Origin of the sequence: Polaromonas sp., assembly GCF_031411155.1 — a bacterium.
Taxonomy (GTDB): domain Bacteria; phylum Pseudomonadota; class Gammaproteobacteria; order Burkholderiales; family Burkholderiaceae_C; genus Polaromonas.
On sequence record NZ_JANOAL010000090.1, the window covers coordinates 1 to 22424 of the forward strand.

Below are 22424 nucleotides of genomic sequence, written 5' to 3' on the forward strand. Positions count from 1 at the left end.
GAGCGTGATCTTGCCGGTGAATTTGGCCGAAACCGGTCCGATTTTGAGTGCCATGCCGATGGCGTACTGGTTCTCGCCACTGGGCTCGACCTTGTCACAGCCCGGTATGCAGGTTTTGAGCACGGCGGGGTCGTTCAGTGCATCCCAGGCCTGTTGCTGGGTGATGGCGAGTTGCCGGCTGCCTTGCATGTCCATGGGGTGTGCTCCTTATTTTTTCATCAGGGCTGCCAGGCTGGCAGCCAGTTCTTCGAGTTTGGCCAGATTGTGCACCGCCAGCATGCCATGGGCGTGCGCATGCAGCACCGCCGCGCCGCGCGCCAGCGGCGCATAGCCGTCAAAGCGCAGCAGCGGGTTGAGCCACAGAAGGCGGCGGCTGCGGCGCCGCAGCCAGGCCAGCTCCTGCGCCAGATCGGCGGGCTCGCCGGTGTCAAGTCCGTCGGTGATGACCAGCACGATGGTGCGGCGCCCCACCAGGCGGCGCGCATGGTGCTGGCGCAGGCTGGCCAGCGAGGCGCCCAGCTGCGTGCCGCCGGCAAAGTCCTCAATCGCCAAGCTGGCATGGGCCAGCATCTCGTCGGTGTCGGCCTGGCGAAACGCCGGCGTCAGATCAGTCAGGTGCATGCCAAAGGCAAACACGTCGCGGTGCGGGTGGCGCCGCGTGGCCGCATGCAAAAAGGCCAGCAGCAAGCGGGCATAGCGTTCCATCGAGCCCGACACATCGACCAGCATCAGCAAGGGCAGCGTCTGCTCGCGCCGCTGCAGGCGCGGCAGCTGCATCAGCTCGCCCCCCGTGCGCGCGGCCTGGTGCATCACGCCCGGCCAGTGAATGCGCGCGCCCGAACTGGCGGGCCGGCTGCGGCGCGACGCAAACTTTGGCAAGGGCAGCTTGATGTCGCGCGCCAGCCGCTCGACCAGCCGGTATTCGGTGGCAGACAGCGAGGCGAAGTCGGCATGCTTGAGGCGCTCGATGTCGCTGGCCGTCATGGCGGCGTCAAACTCGACCTTTTGGTCCTCGGCATTCGGCCTGGCCTGCTGGCCAAAGGTTTTTTGCGGTGCCAGCGCCTCGCGCACGCGCGGGCGGCGCTTGCTGGCCTCGGCCTTGCCCTCGGCGCTGGGCAGCAGTTGCGCCAGCAGCTTGTTGGCGACTTTCGGGTCCTGAAAGTAGACATCGAACAGTTCGCGAAACACCAGCCGGTCCTGCTCGCGGCTGACCATCACGGCTTCAAAGGCGGCACTCAGGTCCTGCTTTTCAGCCACACCCACCGCCAGCGCGGCTTCCTTGGCCAGGGCAATGCGCTGGCTGTCGACCTTGACGCCGGCGCGGCGCAGCGCGCGGCCAAAACCGGCGATGTTGTCGGCCAGCTTGCCGCTGCGCGAATCACCCAGCTGCATGGTTAGCCACCTTATCCAACTGACGCTTCTTCCTCGGGCTTGAGCAACTGAACCGCCAGCTCGTGCGTCAGCGCCGCCACGTCCTCGCGCTGCTTGAACAAAATGCCGGCCGTGTCGGCCACCACCTCGGGGTCCAGCACCAGGGTGTCGAGCGCGATCAGCGCCTTGGCCCATTCCACGCTTTCGGCAATGCCGGGCGCGCGCTGAAAGGCGTTGCCAAACGGCGAGCGGCGCAGCTTGTCGACAAAAGCCGCCACCTGGGCCGACAGCTGCTCGCCGGCCTCGGGCACCTGGCTGCGCACAATGGCCAGCTCGCGCTCGCGGTCGGGGTAGTCAAGCCAGTGGTAAAGGCAGCGCCGCTTGACCGCGTCGTTGAGTTCACGCGTGCGGTTGCTGGTGAGTATGGTCACCGGCGTGATTTCGGCACGCACGGTGCCGATTTCAGGAATGCTGACCTGGTATTCGCCCAGGTACTCCAGCAAGAAAGCCTCGAACGGTTCATCGGCCCGGTCGACCTCGTCGATCAGCAGCACGGCGCCGGGCGCGGGCGCCTGCAGCGCCTGCAGCAGCGGGCGGCGAATCAGATAACGGTCTTGATAGACCTCGCGCTCGACATCGGCGGCCTGGCTGTGGCCTTCCACCGCGCGCATGTGCAACAGCTGGGCGGCATAGTTCCACTCGTACAGGGCTTCGCGCTGCTCCAGCCCGTCGTAACACTGCAGACGCAGCAACTGCCGCTGCAGCGCCAGCGCCAGCGCCTTGGCCAGCTCGGTTTTGCCGACGCCGGGCTCGCCTTCGAGCAGCAGCGGACGCTGCAGCTTGAGCGCCAGAAAGACGGCGGTGGCCAGGCGGCGGTCGGCAAAGTAGCCGGCGTCCTGTAGCGCCCGGGTCAGCGCATCAATGTCCGTGAAAGGTGTCATGCAATCGATCCGCCATGTGCTATATTTTTAATAGCTGCCTGTGCCCGTTTTTATTGGGCTAGAGCCTTAACTCGCTTAAAAAAACACTAAAATCCCGATGCACGGGAGCAGCGGGTTGCCAAAAACCTGCCACCGCGCTCAGGCCAGTGCATTGGCCACGCCGCGCTGGGTTTGCACGCTGATCAGGTTGGCGCGGTAAGCCGCCGTACCATGAATGTCGCTATTGAGGTCGGACGCATCAATCTTGACGGCCGCCGCCGCCTGCGGCGTGAAGCTTTTGCTCAGCGCCTCTTCGAGCCCGGCGTGCCGAAACACGCCGCTGGCCGCGCCGGTGACGGCGACCCGCACACCGGCATCGAACTGCGCCACAAACACGCCCACCAGCGCAAAGCGCGAGGCCGGCTGCTTGAACTTCATGTAGGCGGCGCGCTTCGGGATGGGAAAACTGATGGCGGTGATCAGCTCACCGTCATTCAGCGCGGTGGCAAACATGCCGAGGAAAAAGTCATCGGCGGCGATTTTGCGCGCGGTGGTGTGAATCGTCGCGCCCAGCGCCAGCACCGCGCTGGGGTAGCAGGCCGAAGGGTCGTTGTTGGCGACCGAGCCGCCCAGCGTTCCCATGGCGCGCACCTGGCGGTCGCCAATATTGGCGGCCAGGTCGGCCAGCGCGGGCAAGGCCGCCTTCAGTTCGGCGTTCTCGGCCACATCGGCGTGGCGCGTCATGGCGCCAATCACAAAGGCATCACCCTCGCGCTTGATGCCCGCGAGTTCCTTGATGCCGCTCAAATCGGCCAGCTGTTCGGGGCTGGACAGGCGCAGCTTCATCGACGCCAGCAGGGTCTGGCCACCGGCCAGCGGTTTGGCGCCGGCGGCGGCCAGCTTGGCGGCGTCCGCTACGTTGGTGGGCCGTTCAAGAGTGAATGCATACATGGTGTTGTCTCCTTCAACCGGGTTCAGTGTTTTGCAGACTGGATGGCTTCCCAGACACGGCCGGGCGAGGCCGGCATGTCGAAGTCGACCACGCCCAGCGGCTTGAGCGCATCGAGCACGGCATTGATGACCGCCGGCGGCGAGCCAATGGCGCCGGCCTCGCCGCAGCCCTTGGCGCCCAGCGGGTTGTGGCTGCAGGGGGTGCACAGCGTGTCCAGCGTGAAGTGGGGCATGTCGTCGGCGCGCGGCATGGCGTAGTCCATCATCGAGCCCGTCAGCAACTGGCCCGATTCGGGGTCGTAGACACAGTTTTCCATCAGCGCCTGGCCAATGCCCTGCACCAGCCCGCCATGCACCTGGCCCTCCACAATCATCGGGTTGACGATGTTGCCGAAGTCATCCACCGCGGTGAAGCGGTCTACCCGCACCGTGCCGGTGGCCGGGTCGACTTCGACTTCGCAAATGTAGGTGCCGGCCGGAAAGGTGAAGTTGGTCGGGTCGTAAAACGCGGTCTCGTTGAGGCCGGGCTCGAGCTTGTCGAGCGGGTAGTTGTGCGGCACGTAGGCCGTCAGCGCGACCTGGCCGAAGGTCACCTTCTTGTCGGTGCCCTTGATGGTGAATTCGCCGTTGGCAAACTCCACATCGGCGTCGCTGGCCTCCATCAGGTGCGCGGCAATCTTCTTGGCCTTGGCCTCGATCTTGTCGAGCGCCTTCATGATGGCGGTGCCGCCCACCGACATGGAGCGCGAACCGTAGGTGCCCATGCCAAAGGGCACGCGCCCGGTGTCGCCGTGAACAATGTCCACCGCATCGACCGAAATACCGAGCCGCGCCGCCACCACCTGCGCAAACGTGGTTTCGTGCCCCTGGCCGTGGCTGTGCGAGCCGGTGAACACCGTCACGCTGCCGGTCGGGTGCACCCGCACCTCGCCGCATTCAAACAGGCCGGCCCGTGCGCCGAGGGCGCCAGCGATATTGCTGGGCGCCAGGCCGCAGGCCTCGATGTAGCAGGAGTAGCCCATGCCGCGCAGCAAGCCCTTGGCCTCGGAGGCCGCCTTGCGCTGGCCAAAACCGGCCACGTCGGCCAGCTCGTTGCCGCGATTCAGCAGTGCATGGAAGTCGCCCACGTCGTACTGCAGCGCCACCGGCGTCTGGTAAGGAAAATCCTTGACGAAGTTGCGGCGGCGGATTTCGTCTTGCGCCAGGCCCAGTTCCCAGCCGGCGCGCGTCACCAACCGCTCCAGCAGATAGGTCGCCTCGGGGCGGCCGGCGCCGCGGTAGGCATCGACCGGCGCGGTGTTGGTAAACCAGGCATCCACCTCGACATAAATCTGCGGCGTGGAGTACTGGCCGGCCAGCAGGGTGGCGTACAAAATGGTCGGGATGGCCGGCGCAAAGGTGGACAGGTAGGCGCCCATGTTGGCGTCGGTGTGCACCCGCAGCGCCAGAAACTTGCCGTCCTTGTCCATGGCCAATTCGGCATGGCTGGAATGGTCGCGGCCATGGGCGTCGCAGAGAAACGCTTCGCTGCGCTCGGCCGTCCACTTGACGTTGCGGTTGAGCTTCTTGGAGGCCCAGGTCAGGCACACGTCCTCGGCGTAGAGGTAAATCTTGGAGCCAAAGCCGCCGCCCACATCGGGCGCAATCACCCGCACCTTGTGCTCGGGCAGGCCCATCACAAAGGCGGTGAGCAGCAGGCGCTCGACGTGCGGATTCTGATTCGACACATACAGCACGTATTCATCGTTGGCACGGTTGTAGGAGCCAATCACGGCGCGCGGCTCCATGGCGTTGGGAATCAGCCGGTTGTTGATCAGATCCAGCTTGGTGACATGCGCAGCCCCGGTAAAAACGGCATCGACCTGCGCCTTGTCGCCAATCGCCCATTTGTAGCAATGGTTGTCGGGCGCGGCATCGTGCAGCGCCGCGGCCTTGCCGGCGTCGGCCACCTTGACGACGGCACTCAGCACGTCGTAGTCGACCTCGACCAGCTCGGCCGCATTCTTGGCCTGTTCCAGCGTCTCGGCCACCACCATGGCCACATGGTCACCGACGTAACGCACCTTGCCCTGCGCCAGAATCGGGTGCGGCGGCTCCTTCATCGGCGTGCCGTCGGTGCTGGTAATGCCCCAGCCGCAGGGCAGGCCGTTGATCTTGTCGGCCGCGACATCTTCACCGACAAACACGCCCAGCACGCCCGGCGCGGCCTTGGCGGCGGCGGTATTGATGCTGGTGATGTTGGCGTGCGCATGCGGCGAACGCACAAACACCGCGTAGCTCTGGTGCGCCAGCGTGATGTCGTCGGTATATTGCCCGCCACCGGTCAGGAAACGGTAGTCTTCCTTGCGGCGGATGGAAGCGCCAATGTTGGGCAGATTGGCAAAGTCGGATGCACCCATTTGTGTACTCCAGAAAAATTGAACGGATTGATGAGGGTCGCTGGCGCTTCAGCCCGCCATGGCGGCAGCGCCCTGCTGCACCGCCTTGACGATGTTCTGGTAGCCGGTGCAGCGGCAGATGTTGCCTTCGAGCAGTTCGCGGATTTCTGCCTCGCTGGCCTTGGGGTGGTGCTGGCACAGGTCGAGCGCGCTCATCACCATGCCGGTGGTGCAAAAGCCGCATTGCAGGCCGTGGCATTCCTTGAAGGCGGCCTGCATCGGGTGCATGGTGCCGTCAGCCTGGGCCAGGCCCTCGAGGGTGGTGATCTCGCTGCCCTCGGCCTGGGCGGCCAGGATGTTGCAGGACTTGACGGCGCGCCCGTTCATCATCACGGTGCAGGCGCCGCACTGGGCGGTGTCGCAGCCGACATGGGTGCCGGTCAGGCTGAGCTGCTCGCGCAGCACCTGCACCAGCAGCGTGTGGGGCGGGGTTTCAACACTCGATGATTTGCCGTTGACGGTGAATTGGACTTGCATGGACTTGTCTCCTGTTGGCTTGCAGCTTTGATTGAGCTTGTAACGAGGGGGGAACTCAAGCATTGTTCGCACCGGCCTGTCGCCGCATTCCTAGGTTAAACCCTAGGCCGCTTGCCAAAGCCTTGCGAAATTCTCAAAATGAAACAATCGGTGCCAAACCCCTGGCGCATCCCAAAGGTTTCCCACCATGCAGCCCGCCCTCGCACCCAGCGCCGAACAACGCCGCCAGCAGATCATGCGGGCCCGCCAGGCGGTGATGCAGGAGGGCAAGAGCCTGCCCGGCGCGCTGGCCGACCCGTGGATAGAACGCTCATGGCGGCGCTGCCTGGCCGGCGGGCTCAAACCCGACGGGGATGTCAGCTTCAATGTGCTGGGGCCGCACGCCCTGCGCCGCACCGAGGAAGCCAACCACCAGCTGGTGCAGGCGGCGCGCCCGGTGTTGGAGCAGCTTGGGCGCGCCATTGCCAACACCCATTATTTTGCGATCTTGACCAATGCGCAGGGCGTGGTCGTCGATGTCAGCGGCCCGATAGACCGGCATGATCGCCGCGTCGACCTGATCACACGCGTCGGGGTGGATTTGTCGGAGCACAGCGTGGGTACCACCGCCATAGGCGCGGCGCTGACCGAGCTGCAGCCGGTCTGGCTGCATCGGGGCGAGCATTTTTTCAAGGCCACTTCGGACTACAGCTGCGCCGGTGCGCCGCTGTTCGGCCCGCACGGCCAGTGCGTCGGCATGCTGGACCTGACCGGGGTGGACAGCATAGAGCGCCCCGAACTCAAGCACCTGGTGAGCCAGTCGGCGCGCAGCATTGAAAACGCGCTGACCCTGAGCCACCCGCATGGCCTGCTGATCCGCCTGAACTGGCCGGGCCGCGCGCTGGGCGACGACAGCGACGGCCTGGTCTGCCTGGATGTCGATGGCTGCGTCAGCGCCGCCAACCAGACCGCCCGGCAGATGGTGCCGCAGCTCAGCATGGCAGCTTATTCGACACTGCACTGCAGCGACCTGTTTGCCCTGCCTTTTGAAACCCTGTTTGACGGCGCGCGCCGCCAGGATGCGCTACAGGCCAGCGCGCTCGAGGTGCCGCTGTGGACCGGCCTGCGGCTGCACGCGCTGCCGCTGCTGCCCGGCCAGGGCCGCCGCGCGCAGGCCGCGCGCGCCGTGGAAGGCCGCGCCGCCGCACCCAGGCCGCTCAAGGACATCGAAACCGCGCTGATCCGGCAGGCGGTGGACGATGCCCGCGGCAATGTGGTGCAGGCCGCCAGGGCGCTGGGCGTGAGCCGCGCCACGGTGTACCGCCGGCTCGGACCGGGCAGGCGCGGCTAGCGCCGTAACACCCCAAGAGCCTGAAGTTTCCGGGCCGCGGATTCAACGCTTGTGCAGGCTGTGTTCATCGGCCGTGTCGGCCGGCTTGCCCGCAGCCACCGTGCTGGCAGGGCCCGGCGCCACCATGCTCACGGGCAGCAGCAGTTCCAGCTTGCTTTCAACCCCCTGGGCGTTTTTAAAGCGCAGGGTCAGCGGCAATGTGCTGCCTTTGATCAAGGGCTGCTTCAGGTCCATCAGCATCACATGGTTGCCGCCGGACTTGAGTTCCACCGTTTTACCGGCCGGCAACTCCAGCACCGGCATGGCGCGCATCTTCATGATGTCGTCTTCCATCTTCATCTCATGCACCTCGGCCACGCCTGCCAGCGGCGAGGAAACACCCACCAGGCGAAGCCCCTCTTTCGCGGTGATCTTCATGAAAGCGCCGCTGCCGCGCTGGCCCGGCACCGTGGCGCGCACCCAGGCATCGCTGACCTGAACCGGTTGGCCCGATGGCGCCAGCGCGGCGACTGCACCAGGGCCGGTCACTTCCAGCAGGACCGCCGGAGATTTCAGCCCTTTCACCGACACGCCCGATGCGGGAATATCGCTCCAGTCCAGGCTGCCGCTTTCGCAGGTCTGCAGCACCTTGAACCAGAGCGGCCCGGCCACCTCGGGCAGTTTGCCGCGCAGCGCGAACTCGTCGATCTGCCCGTCCTGCAGCGCCGCTGCCTTGCCCGCCGCCACCCAGCGCACGACCGCCACGTCTTCGGTCACCGGCTTGCCCTGGCTGGCATAGGGTTTGGCCAGCTTGCCGAGCTTGGTGCTGGCGGTCCAGCCGGCCTTGGCAAACGGCTTGGCGCCCTGAAAACCGGGCGGAATCTGCACCGTCACGCCGGTGGTGGCAGAGCCTTCACAGCCATGGCCAATCTGGAACACTGCTTTGTAGGTGGCGCCCGCCGGGGCGCTTCTGGTTTCCAGAACAATATGCGAAAAAGCCGGCGCGGCCAACATGCAGATTGCACCAGCAGCTATGATTTTTGTAGCATAAGAATGTGTCATGATTTTTCCCTCAGCTTGAAATGAATGGTCAATGACGTGCCGACCCAAAGGTCTGCACGCCGCAAAACTTCAGTTCAAAGTGCGGGAGGCCCGCGGCTGAAAGGCCGGCCGGTGTCGAAGGCGGCTCTTGGCGCAAAAGCCTGCAGCGCAAGCCGCGAATCAGCCGAAGCACAGAAAACCGCAGCCAGCGGCAATGGCGGCAGGGCCTGCCCCATCGAGCCGCACCAGTCGCAATGCCCGCCCGCCTGCAGGGCAGCGCCTTCACCGGCGTCGGCTTTGGCGGCTAAAGCCTTGCCGGCGCTGCACAGCCCGCCGAGCTGGCCGGTGCGCACCTCTTCGGCCAGCATGGATACGGGCGCCGCAAGCGCGGATAGCACGGCCAGAAAGCCGAGCCAGGCGGCCAGGCGCGCCCACACGGTCAAGGGCAGTCGGGCGGCGGAGGGGCGGTGGCAAGTCACGAGCAAATTATAGGTAGCCGTAGCGTGTTCGGGAAGCCCAATATTGCGCAAGCCGGCGCCGCGCGGAAAAGCGCTTACTTCACCGCGTTCGGGAAAAACAGCTGCTCGCCGCCTATCTTGTAGCTGGCGATCACGGCCTGGCCGGCCGGCGACAGCACCCAGTCCACAAATTTCTGCGCCTCGACCACCCGGGTCTGCGGGTGTTTGGTGGGGTTGACCACCATCACGCCGTACTGGTTGAACAAACGCGTGTCGCCCTCGACCAGCACCGTCAGGTCGGCGCGGTTTTTAAAGGACAGCCAGGTGCCGCGGTCGGCCAGCACATAGACATTGCTGCTGGCCGCGATGTTGAGCGCCGGGCCCATGCCGCAGCCGCAGGCCTTGTAGCTGGCAAAGCTGGGGGCCTCCATGCCGGCCGCCTTCCAGTAGCGCAGCTCGGCCGCGTGGGTTCCGCTCTTGTCGCCACGCGAGATGAAACCGGCGTTGGCGTCGCCCAGCTTTTTCAGCGCCGCCACAATGTCCTTGCCCCTCACCCGGGCCGGGTCGGCGGCCGGGCCGATCAGCACAAAGTCGTTGTACATCACCCGGTAGCGCTTGACGGCAAAGCCGTCGGCCACCAGCTTTTCCTCGGCCGCCTGGTCATGCACAAACAGCACGTCGGCGTCGCCCCGGCGCCCCATGTCAAGGGCCTGGCCGGTGCCCAGCGCCACCACTTTCACGGCTATGCCGGTGGCTTTTTTGAACTCGGGCAGCAGGTGGCCAAACAGCCCCGACTGCTCGGTCGAAGTCGTTGACGCCATCACGACCGCGTTGTCTTGTGCTATTGAAACTGTAGCTGTCAACGCCCACAACATATGGGCTAGCGCCCTGAAACCTTGGTAAATGCGTGCGTTCATGGCCTCCCCTTCATGCCAGCTCTCCTTTTAAGAACAATTCGGCCGCCGCCGGCAGCGGCCCGTTAAAAAACGCCTGCGTCGGCAGATCGGCCACCACCTGGCCGCGCTCCAGATAAATCACGCGGCTGGCCAGGCGCTTGACCTGACCGAGGTTGTGGCTGCTAAAGACCAGGGTCATGCCGGCCTCCGAGAATTCGGCCATCAGGCGCTCGACCTCGCGCTTGGCCGTCGGGTCCAGGCTGGCGGTCGGTTCGTCGAGCAGCAAGACCTGCGGTTTGCTGGCCCAGGCCCGCGCCAGCGCCACGCGCTGCTGCTGCCCACCTGACAGCGCCCGCGCATTGCGCCGCGCCAGGTCGGCCAGGCCGACGCGCTCCAGCGCCTGCTGGGCCTGCGCCCTGGCCTGCTTCCAGCACGCGCCGCCCAGCCACAGGCCCAGCGCCACGTTGTTCAACACGCTGGCGCGCAGCAGGTAGGGCCGCTGAAACAGCATGGCCTGGCGCGCCTGCGCATCGTGCGCAAGACGGCCCGACGCGGGCTGCACCAGCCCGTGCAGCGTGCGCAGCAGGGTGCTCTTGCCGCTGCCATTGGAGCCCACCAGCGCCAGCCTTTCACCGGCCTGGACGCGCAGCGTGCAGGCGCTGAGCACCCTGACCGGCCCGAACTGCACACTGACCGCCTGCAAGTCGAACAGCTGCGCCGTCATGGTTGCGCCCCCCTGGCGCTGAGTTGCGCGGCCAGGCCGGTGCTGACCTCGGGCAACTGGTCATCGAGCCGCTCGCGCCAGTGCCGTAGCAGCGCAATCAGCACATTGAGCAGCAGCACCACCCCCAGCAAAATAATGCCCAGCGCCAGCGCCAGCGGCAGGTCGCCCTTGCTGGTTTCCAGCGCAATCGCGGTCGTCATCACCCGGGTGAAGCCGTCAATATTGCCGCCCACCACCATTACCGCCCCCACCTCGGAAATGGCGCGGCCAAAGGCGGCAATCAGCACCGTCAGCAAGGCGTAGCGCTCATCCCACAGCAAAATCAGGCTGCGCACAAAGCGCCCCGCACCGAGCGACTGAAACTGCTCGCCGTGGCTGCGGTCGGCATCTTCAATGGTCTGGCGCACCAGTGCGGTGACCACCGGCAGCACCAGCACGCTTTGCGCCAGCACCATGGCCTTGAACGAAAACAGCCAGCCCAGAAAACCCAGCGGCCCGCTACGCGACAGCAGCAAATACACCACTAGACCGACCACCACCGACGGCAGGGCCAGCGCGGTGTTCAGAAGCGCCAGCACGACGGCGCGGCCCTGAAAGCGCGCCACCCCGAGCCAGCCGCCCAGCAGCAGGCCGGCGCCGCAAGCGATCAGGCAGGCGCAGGCGCTGACCGCCAGCGAGCGCAAGGCGATGCTGGCCAGCACGGGATCGAGCGAAGTGATGAGCGAGAAAGCCGTAACGGCGCTGTCGGAGAAGGTGTTCATGGCTAAGGGTTTGCAGGGCTTATCGTAGGCCACAGGCCCTTGCACGCGCATCGGTAAACACCAGCTATGAAGACCCTTGCATAGGCCCGGCAAGGCGCCGCATTGCACCCATAATCAGCGCAGCACCCGCCCGCCATGCACAAAGTCGAACTCTCTTACCTGCTCACCCCCCAGCGCGGCAAGGATGCGCTGATACGCAACCCGCTGATGGACCTGCTGCACGCGGTGCGCGAACAGGGTTCCATCTCCAAAGCTTCCAGGGTGCTGGGCCTGTCCTACCGCCATGTCTGGGGCGCGCTGAAAGATTGGGAGCAGACGCTGGGGCGCCCCCTCATCGTCTGGGATAAGGGCCAGCGCGCGCGACTGACCGAGTTTGGCGAAAAGCTGCTGTGGGCAGAACGCCAGGCGCAAGCCCGGCTGGCACCGCAGATCGAAGCCCTGCGAGGCGACATCGAACGCGCGTTTTCCACCGCCTTTGACGACAGCGCCCATGTGCTCACGCTGTACGCCAGCCACGACGCGGCGCTGTCGGCCCTGCGCGAGCAGACCAGCCCGCGCGGCCTGCACCTGGACATCCGCTTCATGGGCAGCGTCGATGCGATTGCGGCGCTGAACGCCGGGCGCTGCATGATGGCCGGCTTTCACACCCTGGACCAGCCCGCCAGCCAGTCGGTGGCGGCGCAGACCTACCGCAGCCTGTTGCGGCCCGGCCTGCACAAGCTGATCGGGTTTGCCCACCGCAGCCAGGGACTGATGGTGGCCAGCGGCAATCCGCTGGGCATTGCCAGCCTGGTCGACCTGAAGCGGCCCGGCCTGCGCTATGTCAACCGGGCAGCCGGCGCCGGCACCCGGGTGCTGCTGGACGAGCTGCTGGGCCGGGCCGGCATGACGCCGTCCGATGTGAACGGCTACGCCACGCAGGAACCCTCGCACACGGCCGTGGCCCAGGCGGTGGCCAGCGGCGCGGCCGATGCGGGCCTGGGGATTGAAGCGGCGGCGCGCGACAAAGGACTGGGCTTTGTGCCGCTGGCGCGGGAGCGCTACCACCTGGTGTGCCTGAAGTCCGAACTGCTCACGCTCCCGGTGCAGGCCCTGCGGCAAGCGCTGCAAAGCCGCGACTGGCAAACCGCGCTGGAGCAGCTGCCGGGCTACAGTGGCGAGCTGGCGCAAAGCGGCCTGGTGCTGTCCTTGCGGGCCACCTTGCCGTGGTGGAACTACCGTCGCCCGAAAACCCGAAATATCGAACAAAAACAGGCTACAGCCCAATAAGAATAAGCACGAGCAGCTATTATTTTTATAGCGTTATTAAAGCGCGCAAGACCTGAAGCCGCAAAAGATATCGTCGCGCTCGGGCAGGTAAAAGTTGCGGTATTTCGGGTTTTTGAGGCGCGCCCGGGTGGCAAACGAGGCGCCGCGCAACACCTTGTGGCTGCCAAACCAGGGCTGCGAATAGTCCAGGTAGGGGTCGGCTGCGAAGCCCGGATAGGGCCGAAAGGTGGTGCCCATCCACTCCCAGACATCGCCCCAGTAAAAACCGCGCCGCGCGGCGGTGTGCGCGGCCACCTCCCATTCCACCTCGGCCGGCAGGCGGCGCCCGGCCCAGCGGCACCAGGCGTCGGCCTCCCACCAGCTCATGTGCATCGCGGGCTGGTTCGCCAGCATACGCATGGGCTGGCCGAAGCAGGTCTGCATGACGGCGCCGCTGGCCACGCCGATCTGGTCCACATAGCGCGGGCCGCGCCGGCCCTCGCCAGCGGCCAGGCGCTCCAGCCACTGCCAGCCCTCGGGCTGCCAAAGCTCGCGGCGGTCATAGCCGCCGTCGTCCACAAACTCCACAAACTGCGCCCAGCTGACGGGCTGGGCGTCAATTTCAAACTCCGGCACGCTGATCGCGTACGGTGCTTTTTCATTGTCAAACGCAAAGCCCCTGCCGGCCGGGCTGCCCATCTGCCAGACCGTGGCCGGCACCAGCAGCGGCTCGCGCTGGGCCATGGGTGCCGGCGTAAACACCGCGCGCAGCGCCTTGTCCAGCGGCAGGCCCAGGGTCTGGGCGGTGATGACAAAAGCCTCGCCATGCATGTCTTCATGAAACAGGCAGAGGCGGTAAAAGTACAGCGCGTCGTCGTCGTCACCGGCTTTTTCGAGCAGGTCCAGCGTGCTTTCGAGCGTGCCCAGCAGATAGGCGCGGCAGCTTGCCACGTCGGGCAGGGGCAGCGTCCAGCGCGTGTCGTGCGGCACGCTGGACGAGTCCCACCAGCTGTCGGCATCGGGCTCTATCGAGGCCAGCCGGGTGTGCGCGGGCTCGCAGCGGGTGCCCAGGGCGCGCTGCATGTTGCGGCCAATCCACCACTCCTGAAACCAGCCCACATGGCCCAGCTCCCACAGCGGCGGATTGAGGCTGGCAAGCTGCGGCACTACAAAGTTCACGCCTTCCAGCGCATTCTGGAACTGGCCAAACAGCTGCAGCGTATGATTGCGCGCATCCATCAGCGCCAGCGACAGCAGTTCGCGGTCCGCGCTGCGCATCAGTGGCGAATCGATCATGCCCGGGACGGCATTGGCCCGCGAACCCGGTGACGAAGAAGGTATGGAATCTGAAGCCAAAACACTAGTCCTGGTAAGCCCGGCGATGCAGGAAGCCAACAACGGCAACTGGCACACCGCGCAGCGCTGGGCACGATTTCTGTCGGGTTATTGTGACATTGCGCTGCAACGGCAGTGGCCCGCGCCACCGGGCAGCGTTGCACCGGCTGACGCGCCGCAAGCCCTGATTGCCCTGCACGCGCGCCGCTCGGCCGACTCGATTCGCGCCTGGGCCGAGGCCTGGCCCGGCAAGCCGCTGATCGTGGTGCTGACCGGCACCGACCTCTACCGCGACATTGACACCGATGCCAGCGCGCAGCAGTCGCTGGCGCTGGCCACGCATCTGGTGGTACTGCAGCAGGCCGGGCTGGCCGCCCTGCCCGAGCGCTGGCGCGCCAAGGCGCAGGTGATTTACCAGTCGGCCCCGGCGCTCAAGCCGGCCACAAAATCGCAGCGCAACTTTCGGGCGCTGATGGTCGGCCATTTGCGCGACGAGAAAGACCCGCTGACCTTCATGAAGGCGGCAGCGCTGGACTTTGCCCCCCACATTTATTTTGACCAGATTGGCGAAGCACTGGCGCCGCGCTTCGCCGAAGCGGCCCGGATGACCGCGCAGCGCGCGCCACGCTTTCGCTGGCTGGGCGGCCTGCCCCGCGCCGCCACGCGCCAGCACATGAAGCGGGCGCATCTGCTGGTCAACTGCTCGCAGATGGAGGGCGGCGCCCAGGTCATTCTCGAAGCCATCCAGGCCGGCACGCCGGTGCTGGCCTCGCGCATCAGCGGCAACCTGGGCATGCTGGGAGTCGACTACGGCGGCTACTTTGCGCTCGGTGATGCGGCCGGGCTGGCCGCACTGGTGCGTCGCTGCGCCGCCGAGCCGGACTTTCTGGCCCTGCTGCAAAGGCAATGCCGGCAGCGCGCCGCGTTGTTCGATCCGGCGAAAGAAAAGCGCCTTGTCATAAACTTGGTGCGTTCCGCCCTGAACCCCACGCCGGCCCCTTTCTGAAAGACGCACCATGACCGCCCCCGAAACCCTGAAAACACCTGCGGCGCCCCGCCTCACCAGCCTGTCGCATGGCGGTGGCTGTGGCTGCAAGATCGCCCCCGGCGTGTTGAGCGAAATCCTCAAAAACTCCAGCAACCTGCCGATCCCCAAAGAATTGCTGGTGGGCATTGAAACCGCCGACGACGCGGCGGTCTACCAGCTCAACGAGGAACAGGCCCTGATCGCCACCACCGACTTTTTCATGCCCATCGTCGATGACCCGTATGACTTTGGCCGCATCGCCGCCACCAACGCCATCAGCGACGTCTACGCCATGGGCGGCACGCCCATCATGGCGCTGGGGCTGGTCGGCATGCCGATCAATGTGCTGCCGCTGGAGACGATTGGCGCGATTTTGCGCGGCGGCCAGGATGTCTGCCGCGATGCCGGCATTCCGATTGCGGGCGGCCACACCATTGATTCGGTCGAGCCGATTTACGGCCTGGTGGTGCTTGGTCTGGTGCATCCTTCGCGCGTCAAGAAAAACTCGGGCGCCAGGGCCGGCGATGTGCTGGTTCTGGGCAAGCCGCTGGGGGTGGGCATCCTGTCGGCTGCGCTGAAAAAGGAAATTTTGCCGCCCGAAGGCTATGCGCAAATGATTGCGGTCACGACCCAGCTCAACAAGCCCGGCATTGAACTGGCCCAGCTGGACGGCGTGCATGCACTGACCGACATCACCGGCTTTGGCCTGGCCGGCCACGGCCTGGAACTGGCGCGCGGCGCCAAACTCAAGATGCAGCTTCGGCTCGATCAGATTCCGCTGCTGCCCGGTGTGCTGGCGCTGGCGGAAGCCGGCGTGGTGACCGGCGCATCAGGGCGCAACTGGGCCAGCTACGGCAGTGAAGTCGAGTTGCCCGCCGGCATTTCGGCCGCGCAGCAAGCCCTGCTGTGCGACCCGCAAACCAGCGGCGGCCTGCTGGTGTCATGCGCGCCCGAGACCGAGGCCGAGGTGCTGGCCTGCTTTGCGCGCCATGGTTTTGCGGCGGCCCGCACGATTGGCCGCATGCTGGAGGGCAGCGGCCTGCAAGTGCTGCGGGGCGCCAGTTCGTGAAAAAACTTCAACCGCCGATGGGCTGAATTTCCCTGCTTCTCTATAAAATTTTCCTTTCGTCCCCATTCCTTTGCAGCAGCCGTTCACCGCGGTGTGCGGATGAGTGCCAGGGCGGCCCTCTTTACCCTGGAGATCAAAAAAATGCGCGCCCTGCTCAAATTTTCAAACGCGGTGGACTGGCTCAACACCCAGATCGGCAAGCATGTCATCTGGCTGATTCTGGCCTCCACCGTCATCAGCGGCGTCAACGCCATCGTCCGCAAGGTGTTTAACGTCAGCTCCAATGCCTACCTGGAGGTCCAGTGGTACCTGTTTGCCGCGTCCTTCCTGATTGCGGCGGGTTACACCCTGCTGCAAAACGAGCACGTCAAGATTGATGTGCTGTCCAGCCGCCTCTCCAAGCGCGGCCAGATCTGGGTCGACATCATCGGTTTTGCCTTCTTCCTGACGCCGGTATGCCTGGCCATCCTGTACTACGGCATTCCGTTTTTCATGCAGGGCTTTCGCTCCGGAGAGATGTCCGGCAACGCCGGGGGCCTGATTCGCTGGCCGGTGTACGCCATGATCCCGCTGGGCTTTACCTTGCTGCTGCTGCAGGGCTGGTCCGAGCTGATCAAGCGCATTGCGTTTCTGCAGGGCCTGATTGAAGACCCGACCGTCAAGAAGGTTGAAAAAACCGCCGAAGAGGAGCTGGCCGAAGCCATACGCCGGCTCGCCGAAACAAAAACCAACACCAACGTCGGCTGAGCGGGGAAACATTCATGGCATTTTTCATTCAAAACCTCGCCCCCATCATGTTTTTGGGGCTCATCGTCTTTTTGCTGATGGGTTTTCCGGTGGCGTTCAGCCTGGGCGCCTGCGGCCTGTTCTTCGGCTTTATTGGCGTGCAGCTGGGCGTCTTGCCCGAAGCGCTGCTTCAGGCCCTGCCATTGCGCCTGTTCGGCATCATGCAGAACGACACCCTGCTGGCCATTCCATTTTTCACCCTGATGGGCCTGATTCTTGAGCGAAGCGGCATGGCGGAGGATTTGCTGGACACGATTGGCCAGCTGTTTGGCCCGATTCGCGGCGGCCTTGCACTGGCCGTCATTCTGGTCGGCGCGCTGCTGGCCGCCACCACCGGCGTGGTCGCCGCATCGGTGATCTCGATGGGCCTGATCTCACTGCCCATCATGCTGCGCTATGGCTATGACCGGCGCGTTGCGGCCGGCGTGATTGCCGCCTCCGGCACGCTGGCGCAAATTATTCCACCGTCGCTGGTGCTGATCATTCTGGCCGACCAGCTGGGACGCAGCGTGGGCGAGATGTACAAGGGCGCTTTCATTCCGGGCTTTGCGCTGACCGGCATGTATGTGCTGTACGTGGTGGGTCTGGCGGTGTTCAAGCCCGACTGGGTGCCCGCCCTGCCGGCGGCAGCCCGCACGATTCGGGAAGACAGCGGCAAAAGCGGCCTGCTGTCGCTGTTGCTGCTGACGATTGCCGCAACCGCCGCCGCCTTGTACTTTGGCGAGCACTACGCCGCCGTGCAAAGCTGGCTGACCGGCACCACCGTGACCACGGTGCCCACGGACGAGACCATTGTGGTGTCGATGTGCGCCGGGGTCATGCTGGCCTTCGTTCTGGCCGTGCTCAACAAGGTCAGCCGCCTGGGCCTGCTGTCACGCATGGCAGAGCGCGTCACCTTTGTGCTGATTCCCCCGCTGCTGCTGATCTTTCTGGTGCTGGGCACCATCTTTCTGGGCATCGCCACCCCGACCGAAGGCGGGGCCATGGGCGCGCTGGGCGCCTTCACCATGGCCATGGTGCGCCGGCGCCTGAGTTTTTCACTGCTCAAGCAGGCGCTCAGCACCACCACCAAACTGTCGTGCTTTGTGGTGTTCATCCTGATCGGCTCCACCATCTTCAGCCTGGTCTTCCAGGGCGTGGATGGCCCCAAATGGGTCGAGCACCTGCTCAGCGGCCTGCCCGGTGGCCAGACCGGTTTCCTGATCGTGGTCAACATCCTGATCTTTTTCCTGGCCTTCTTCCTGGACTTCTTTGAACTCTCGTTCATCGTGGTGCCGCTGCTGGCGCCGGTGGCCGAAAAACTCGGCATCGACCTGATCTGGTTTGGCGTGCTGCTGGCGGTCAACATGCAGACCTCGTTCATGCACCCGCCGTTCGGCTTTGCGCTGTTTTACCTGCGCAGTGTGGCGCCCATCAAGGCCTATACCGACCGGTTGACCAAAAAAATCATCGAGCCGGTGACCACCATGCAGATTTACTGGGGCGCGGTTCCGTTCGTGCTGATCCAGGTCATCATGGTCGGGCTGATCATTGCCTTCCCGGGCATTGTCTCCAGCGGCCTGGACAAAAAGCAGGTCTACGACCTCGAAAAGGTGCGCATCGAGATGGAAAACAGCATGCCGCCGGAGCAGCCGACGCTTGATCCGGCGGCGGCCCCCGGCGCAGCGGCCGCCTCCGGGGCCGATGCGGCGCTTCCTGCCGCGGCGCCGCTGGCCGATGATGACCCGATGAAGGCCATGCAGGAGTCCATCGACAAAGCCAAGAAATAGCCGCCGCAAAGCGGGCGACCATAAAAAAAACCCCGCGATGCGGGGTTTTTTTGTGAACCGGCTGGAGCCGGCGAAAGCTGACCGTGCCGGTCAGCAACCGGCATGGGCGCTTACAGCTTTTGCGTCGCCATGAAGTTGTCGAAACGGTTTTCGGCAAAGCGGAACCACAGCACCTGGTCGCGCTGGAAGGCCCGCATGTCGGCGTAGATCTTTTTCCATTCCGGGCTCTTGGCATCGTTGGCGGCAAACACTTCCATCGAGGCCTTGAAGGAGGCTTCGAGCACGGCCTGCGAGAACGGCAGCACCTTGGTCTTGGCTGCCACCAGTTGCTTGAGCGCGACCGGGTTCAGCGCGTCGTACTTGGCCAGCATGTCGGAGCTGGCGACGGCAGCGGCGGCTTCGACGATGGCGCGGTTCTCGGGGGAGAGCGCGGCCAGGGCCTTCTGGTTAATGAAGAAGTCCACTTCCGGACCGCCTTCCCACCAGCCGGGGTAGTAGTAAAACGGCGCCACCTTGTTAAAGCCCAGTTTCTGGTCATCGTAAGGACCGACCCACTCGGCCGCGTCAATCGTGCCTTTTTCAAGCGCCTGGTAGACCTCGCCGCCAGGAATGCTTTGCGGCACGGCGCCGAGCTTTTGCATGACCTCGCCCACCAGGCCGCCGCCCAGGCGCATCTTCAGGCCCTTGAAGTCGGCGACGCCCTTGATCTCCTTGCGGAACCAGCCACCCATCTGGGTGCCGGTGTTGCCGCCGGCAAAGCTGACGATGTTGTAGGCGGCGTAGAGCTCGTTCATCAGCTTGCGGCCATTGCCATGCATCATCCAGGCATTCATCTGGCGGGCATTGAGGCCAAACGGCACGGCCGAGCCCAGCGCAAAGGCGGGGTTTTTGCCGTAAAAATAATAAGGCACGGTGTGCGCCATCTCGACCGTGCCGGCCTGCACGCCATCGACCACGCCAAACGGAGGCATGAGCTCGCCACCGGCGTGCACGGAAATCTCGAACTTGCCGCCCGACATGGCCTTGACCGCCTTGGCAAACACTTCAGCGCCGCCATAAATCGTGTCAAGCGATTTCGGGAAGCTGGAAGCCAGGCGCCAGCGAACAGCGGCCTGCGCATGAACGGCAGGCGCGATGCCCGCGGCCAGGACACCGGCAATACCAGCGTTTTTGATAAGGGAACGACGATCCATTGAATTCACTCCGGGTACATTGAAAAAAACGCGGCTTGTGACCGCGTTGCGACTTGTCAAGCCTACACGATTTTAGGGCTGGCCCAGAGCAGGCCGGCGCGGGTTTTCCCTGCGGAACTGTGCCAGCGGGCGTGTTGAAACATCACTTGAACGAGTGATGGTCAGGTTGAAATTTTGAGACGGGCGAACTCCGTCAAGCCGCCAGAAAATGCGCCAGCCGCGCGCGCACCGAGGCTTCGATGCCGGCAGCGTCCAGGCCTTGCAGCGCCAGCAGTTTGGCCGGGTCGCCATGCTCTATGAACTCGTCGGCAAGGCCCAGTTGCAGCATCGGCAAAAGCTGTCCCGCCGCCTGCAGCGCCTCGCTCACCGCGCTGCCTGCGCCGCCCATGATGGCGCCCTCTTCCACGGTGACCAGGGCCTGGTGGCTGGCCGCGACCATGAACAGCAATTCGGTGTCCAGCGGCTTGGCCCAGCGCATGTTGACCACGGTGGCATTGAGTTTTTCGGCTGCCTGCAGCGCCGGGTACAGCAGCGTGCCAAAGACCAGGATGGCAATGCCCGCGCCCTCACGCCGCAGCTCGCCCTTGCCAAAGGGCAGGGCCTGCAACCCGGCCTCGGGCAGGGCGCCGGCACCGGCGCCGCGCGGGTAACGCACCGCCACCGGGTGGCTTTGCTCGAAGGCCGAGCTCAGCAGCTTGCGGCATTCGGCCTCATCGGCCGGGCAGGCAATGCTCATGTTGGGGATGCAGCGCAAATAGGGGATGTCATAGGCTCCGGCGTGGGTCGCGCCGTCGGCACCGACCAGGCCGGCGCGGTCCAGCGCAAACACCACCGGCAGGTTTTGCAGCGCCACATCGTGAATCAGCTGGTCGTAGCCGCGCTGCAAAAACGTCGAGTAAATCGCCACCACGGGTTTGAGGCCTTCGCAGGCCATGCCCGCCGCAAACGTGACCGCATGCTGCTCGGCAATGCCGACGTCGTGATAGCGTTCCGGAAAGCGCTGGTGGAACTCGACCATGCCCGAGCCTTCGCGCATGGCCGGCGTGATGCCGACCAGCCGGCTGTCCTGCTCGGCCATGTCGCACAGCCAGCGGCCAAACACCTGGGTGAAGGTCTGCTTGGCGGGCGTGGCCGATTTCTGCAGCCCCATGCTCGGGTCGAACTTGCCGGGGCCATGGTAGGCAATCGGGTCGGCCTCGGCCAGCTTGTAGCCCTGGCCCTTCTTGGTCACCACATGCAAGAACTGCGGCCCCGCGCCGCGCGACATCAGCTGGCGGATGTTTTCCAGCGTCGGCACCAGCGACTCAAGGTCATGGCCGTCAATCGGGCCGATGTAGTTGAAGCCAAAATTTTCAAACAGCGTGGCCGGCACCACCATGCCCTTGGCATGCGACTCCAGGCGCTTGGCCAGCTCGAGCAGGGGCGGCGCCACGCTGAGCACATGCTTGCCGACGTTTTTGGCCGAGGCGTAAAAGCGCCCGCTCATCAGTTGCGCCAGATAGCGGTTCAGCGCGCCCACGGGCGGGCTGATGCTCATGTCGTTGTCATTGAGCACCACCAGCAGCCGGCAGTCGTCATGCACACCGGCATTGTTCAGGGCCTCAAAGGCCATGCCGGCGCTCATGGCGCCGTCGCCAATGATGGCGACCGCGTGGCGGTCTTCGCCTTTTTGCCGGGCCGCCAGTGCCATGCCCAGCGCCGCCGAAATCGAGGTCGAGGAATGCGCGGTGCCGAAAGTGTCGTACTCGCTCTCGTCGCGGCGCGGAAAGCCCGACAGCCCGCCGAACTGGCGCAGGCTGCCCATGCGATCGCGCCGCCCGGTCAGAATCTTGTGCGGGTAGGTCTGGTGGCCCACATCCCACACCAGCCGGTCTTCGGGCGTGTTGAAGACATAGTGCAGGGCCACCGTCAGCTCGACGGTGCCGAGGTTGGAGCTCAGATGCCCGCCGGTTTTTGAAACCGAGTCGAGCAAAAAGGCGCGCAGCTCGTCGGCCAGCGTCCGGATCTGGGCGCGCGACAGCAGGCGCAGGTCGGCGGGGCTGTTGATGGTTTCTAGCAAGGGGTGCATCGTGTGTTGTTCTGTCGGAGCCGGGCTCCGCGCTGTGTTTTAGTGATGGCGATTGACCAGCATGTCGGCCAGCGCGCGCAGGGCCGCGCTGTTGCCAAGCCCGCTGGACTCAAGCGTGTCCAGGCTGGCCAGCGCCTGCGCCAGCAGTTGCTGCGCGTAGTCGCGGGAGCCCTGCAGCCCCATCAGCGAGACAAAGGTGGGCTTGTCCTGGGCGGCGTCCTTGCCGGCGGTTTTTCCCAGCGTGGCGGAGTCGGCGGTAACGTCCAGCATGTCGTCCACCACCTGAAACGCCAGCCCCACCGCCGCGCCGTAGTCGCGCAACGCGCCCAGCACGGCCGGCTGCACCGCGGCGCAGGCGGCGCCCATCATGACGCTGGCCTGCAGCAGTGCGCCGGTTTTCAGGCGATGCATCTCGTGCAGTTGGGCCGATGTCAGCGGCAGGCCGACGCTGGCCAGGTCAATCGCCTGGCCGCCCGCCATGCCCTGAAAGCCGGCGGCCCTGGCCAGCATGCGGCACAGCCGGGCCTGGGTGGCGTCATCGACCGAGCCATCGTCGGGCGACAGCAGCTCAAAAGCCAGCGCC

21 protein-coding genes are annotated in these 22424 nt (G+C 65.1%); 6 read left to right on the top strand and 15 right to left on the bottom strand.

Translation table 11 applies throughout. From position 1 onward, the window contains the following. The 6 genes from RMO23_RS05590 to RMO23_RS05615 all read right to left on the bottom strand — a co-directional run. Positions 1-195, bottom strand: a 195-nt coding sequence (locus RMO23_RS05590) for an SRPBCC domain-containing protein (protein ID WP_309679310.1), incomplete at its 3' end; no start/stop codon positions are given. Between the two features lie 12 nt (positions 196-207). After that, positions 208-1392: a VWA domain-containing protein gene (locus RMO23_RS05595; protein WP_309679312.1), complete on the bottom strand. Its 1185-nt coding sequence runs from the start codon at positions 1390-1392 to the stop codon at positions 208-210. 11 nt (positions 1393-1403) lie between these two features. Continuing rightward, the gene (locus RMO23_RS05600) at positions 1404-2312 is read right to left on the bottom strand and encodes a MoxR family ATPase (RefSeq protein ID WP_309679313.1); all 909 of its coding nucleotides are present in this window, start codon (positions 2310-2312) and stop codon (positions 1404-1406) included. A 138-nt stretch (positions 2313-2450) separates the two neighbouring features. Further along, the gene (locus RMO23_RS05605) at positions 2451-3242 is read right to left on the bottom strand and encodes an FAD binding domain-containing protein (protein WP_309679315.1); all 792 of its coding nucleotides are present in this window, start codon (positions 3240-3242) and stop codon (positions 2451-2453) included. Between the two features lie 23 nt (positions 3243-3265). Next, on the bottom strand, positions 3266-5641 hold the full coding sequence (locus tag RMO23_RS05610; RefSeq protein ID WP_309679317.1) for a xanthine dehydrogenase family protein molybdopterin-binding subunit: 2376 nt from the start codon (positions 5639-5641) through the stop codon (positions 3266-3268). Between the two features lie 48 nt (positions 5642-5689). Beyond that, positions 5690-6157: a 2Fe-2S iron-sulfur cluster-binding protein gene (locus tag RMO23_RS05615; protein ID WP_309679319.1), complete on the bottom strand. Its 468-nt coding sequence runs from the start codon at positions 6155-6157 to the stop codon at positions 5690-5692. A 187-nt stretch (positions 6158-6344) separates the two neighbouring features. Here RMO23_RS05615 and RMO23_RS05620 point away from each other — a divergent pair, with 187 nt between their 5' ends. Further along, positions 6345-7487, top strand: a complete 1143-nt coding sequence (locus RMO23_RS05620) for a helix-turn-helix domain-containing protein (RefSeq protein WP_309679320.1) — start codon at positions 6345-6347, stop codon at positions 7485-7487. A gap of 42 nt (positions 7488-7529) precedes the next feature. Here RMO23_RS05620 and RMO23_RS05625 read toward each other — a convergent pair whose 3' ends face one another. From RMO23_RS05625 to RMO23_RS05645, 5 genes are all read right to left on the bottom strand, one after another. Then, a complete protein-coding gene (locus tag RMO23_RS05625) occupies positions 7530-8528 on the bottom strand; it encodes a DUF1775 domain-containing protein (RefSeq protein WP_309679322.1) in 999 nt (332 codons plus the stop codon). Positions 8529-8602: 74 nt separating this feature from the next. Then, positions 8603-8986 carry a DUF2946 family protein gene (locus RMO23_RS05630; RefSeq protein ID WP_309679325.1) on the bottom strand — a complete coding sequence of 128 codons (384 nt, stop codon included), beginning with the start codon at positions 8984-8986 and terminating at the stop codon, positions 8603-8605. Positions 8987-9060: 74 nt separating this feature from the next. Further along, positions 9061-9840 carry an extracellular solute-binding protein gene (locus tag RMO23_RS05635; RefSeq protein ID WP_405041568.1) on the bottom strand — a complete coding sequence of 260 codons (780 nt, stop codon included), beginning with the start codon at positions 9838-9840 and terminating at the stop codon, positions 9061-9063. Positions 9841-9892: 52 nt separating this feature from the next. Continuing rightward, positions 9893-10585 (bottom strand): phosphate ABC transporter ATP-binding protein, encoded by a 693-nt coding sequence (locus tag RMO23_RS05640; RefSeq protein ID WP_309679329.1) that lies wholly within the window; start codon positions 10583-10585, stop codon positions 9893-9895. Then, positions 10582-11346 carry an ABC transporter permease gene (locus tag RMO23_RS05645; RefSeq protein WP_309679331.1) on the bottom strand — a complete coding sequence of 255 codons (765 nt, stop codon included), beginning with the start codon at positions 11344-11346 and terminating at the stop codon, positions 10582-10584. Before RMO23_RS05645 ends, RMO23_RS05640 begins: the two co-directional genes overlap by 4 nt. A gap of 135 nt (positions 11347-11481) precedes the next feature. Between RMO23_RS05645 and RMO23_RS05650 the strand changes: the two genes are divergently transcribed. Continuing rightward, positions 11482-12615, top strand: coding sequence for a substrate-binding domain-containing protein (locus tag RMO23_RS05650; RefSeq protein WP_309679333.1), 1134 nt, complete (start codon positions 11482-11484; stop codon positions 12613-12615). A gap of 36 nt (positions 12616-12651) precedes the next feature. Here RMO23_RS05650 and senA read toward each other — a convergent pair whose 3' ends face one another. Beyond that, positions 12652-13890, bottom strand: a complete 1239-nt coding sequence (gene senA / locus RMO23_RS05655; RefSeq protein ID WP_309679335.1) for a selenoneine synthase SenA — start codon at positions 13888-13890, stop codon at positions 12652-12654. Positions 13891-13933: 43 nt separating this feature from the next. Between senA and senB the strand changes: the two genes are divergently transcribed. From senB to RMO23_RS05675, 4 genes are all read left to right on the top strand, one after another. Beyond that, complete coding sequence (senB, locus tag RMO23_RS05660) at positions 13934-14935, top strand: selenoneine biosynthesis selenosugar synthase SenB (RefSeq protein ID WP_309679337.1); 1002 nt, start codon at positions 13934-13936, stop codon at positions 14933-14935. Between the two features lie 10 nt (positions 14936-14945). Further along, positions 14946-16025 (top strand): selenide, water dikinase SelD, encoded by a 1080-nt coding sequence (gene selD, locus RMO23_RS05665; protein ID WP_309679339.1) that lies wholly within the window; start codon positions 14946-14948, stop codon positions 16023-16025. Positions 16026-16166: 141 nt separating this feature from the next. Next, a complete protein-coding gene (locus tag RMO23_RS05670; protein ID WP_309679341.1) occupies positions 16167-16772 on the top strand; it encodes a TRAP transporter small permease subunit in 606 nt (201 codons plus the stop codon). Positions 16773-16786: 14 nt separating this feature from the next. Then, entirely contained in the window at positions 16787-18580 is a 1794-nt protein-coding gene (locus RMO23_RS05675; protein WP_309679343.1) for a TRAP transporter large permease subunit, read from the top strand. A 110-nt stretch (positions 18581-18690) separates the two neighbouring features. Here RMO23_RS05675 and RMO23_RS05680 read toward each other — a convergent pair whose 3' ends face one another. From RMO23_RS05680 to RMO23_RS05690, 3 genes are all read right to left on the bottom strand, one after another. Then, complete coding sequence (locus tag RMO23_RS05680; RefSeq protein ID WP_309679345.1) at positions 18691-19773, bottom strand: TRAP transporter substrate-binding protein; 1083 nt, start codon at positions 19771-19773, stop codon at positions 18691-18693. A gap of 193 nt (positions 19774-19966) precedes the next feature. Next, the gene (dxs, locus tag RMO23_RS05685; protein ID WP_309679348.1) at positions 19967-21841 is read right to left on the bottom strand and encodes a 1-deoxy-D-xylulose-5-phosphate synthase; all 1875 of its coding nucleotides are present in this window, start codon (positions 21839-21841) and stop codon (positions 19967-19969) included. Between the two features lie 39 nt (positions 21842-21880). Next, positions 21881-22424, bottom strand: a 544-nt coding sequence (locus tag RMO23_RS05690) for a polyprenyl synthetase family protein (protein WP_309679350.1), incomplete at its 5' end; no start/stop codon positions are given.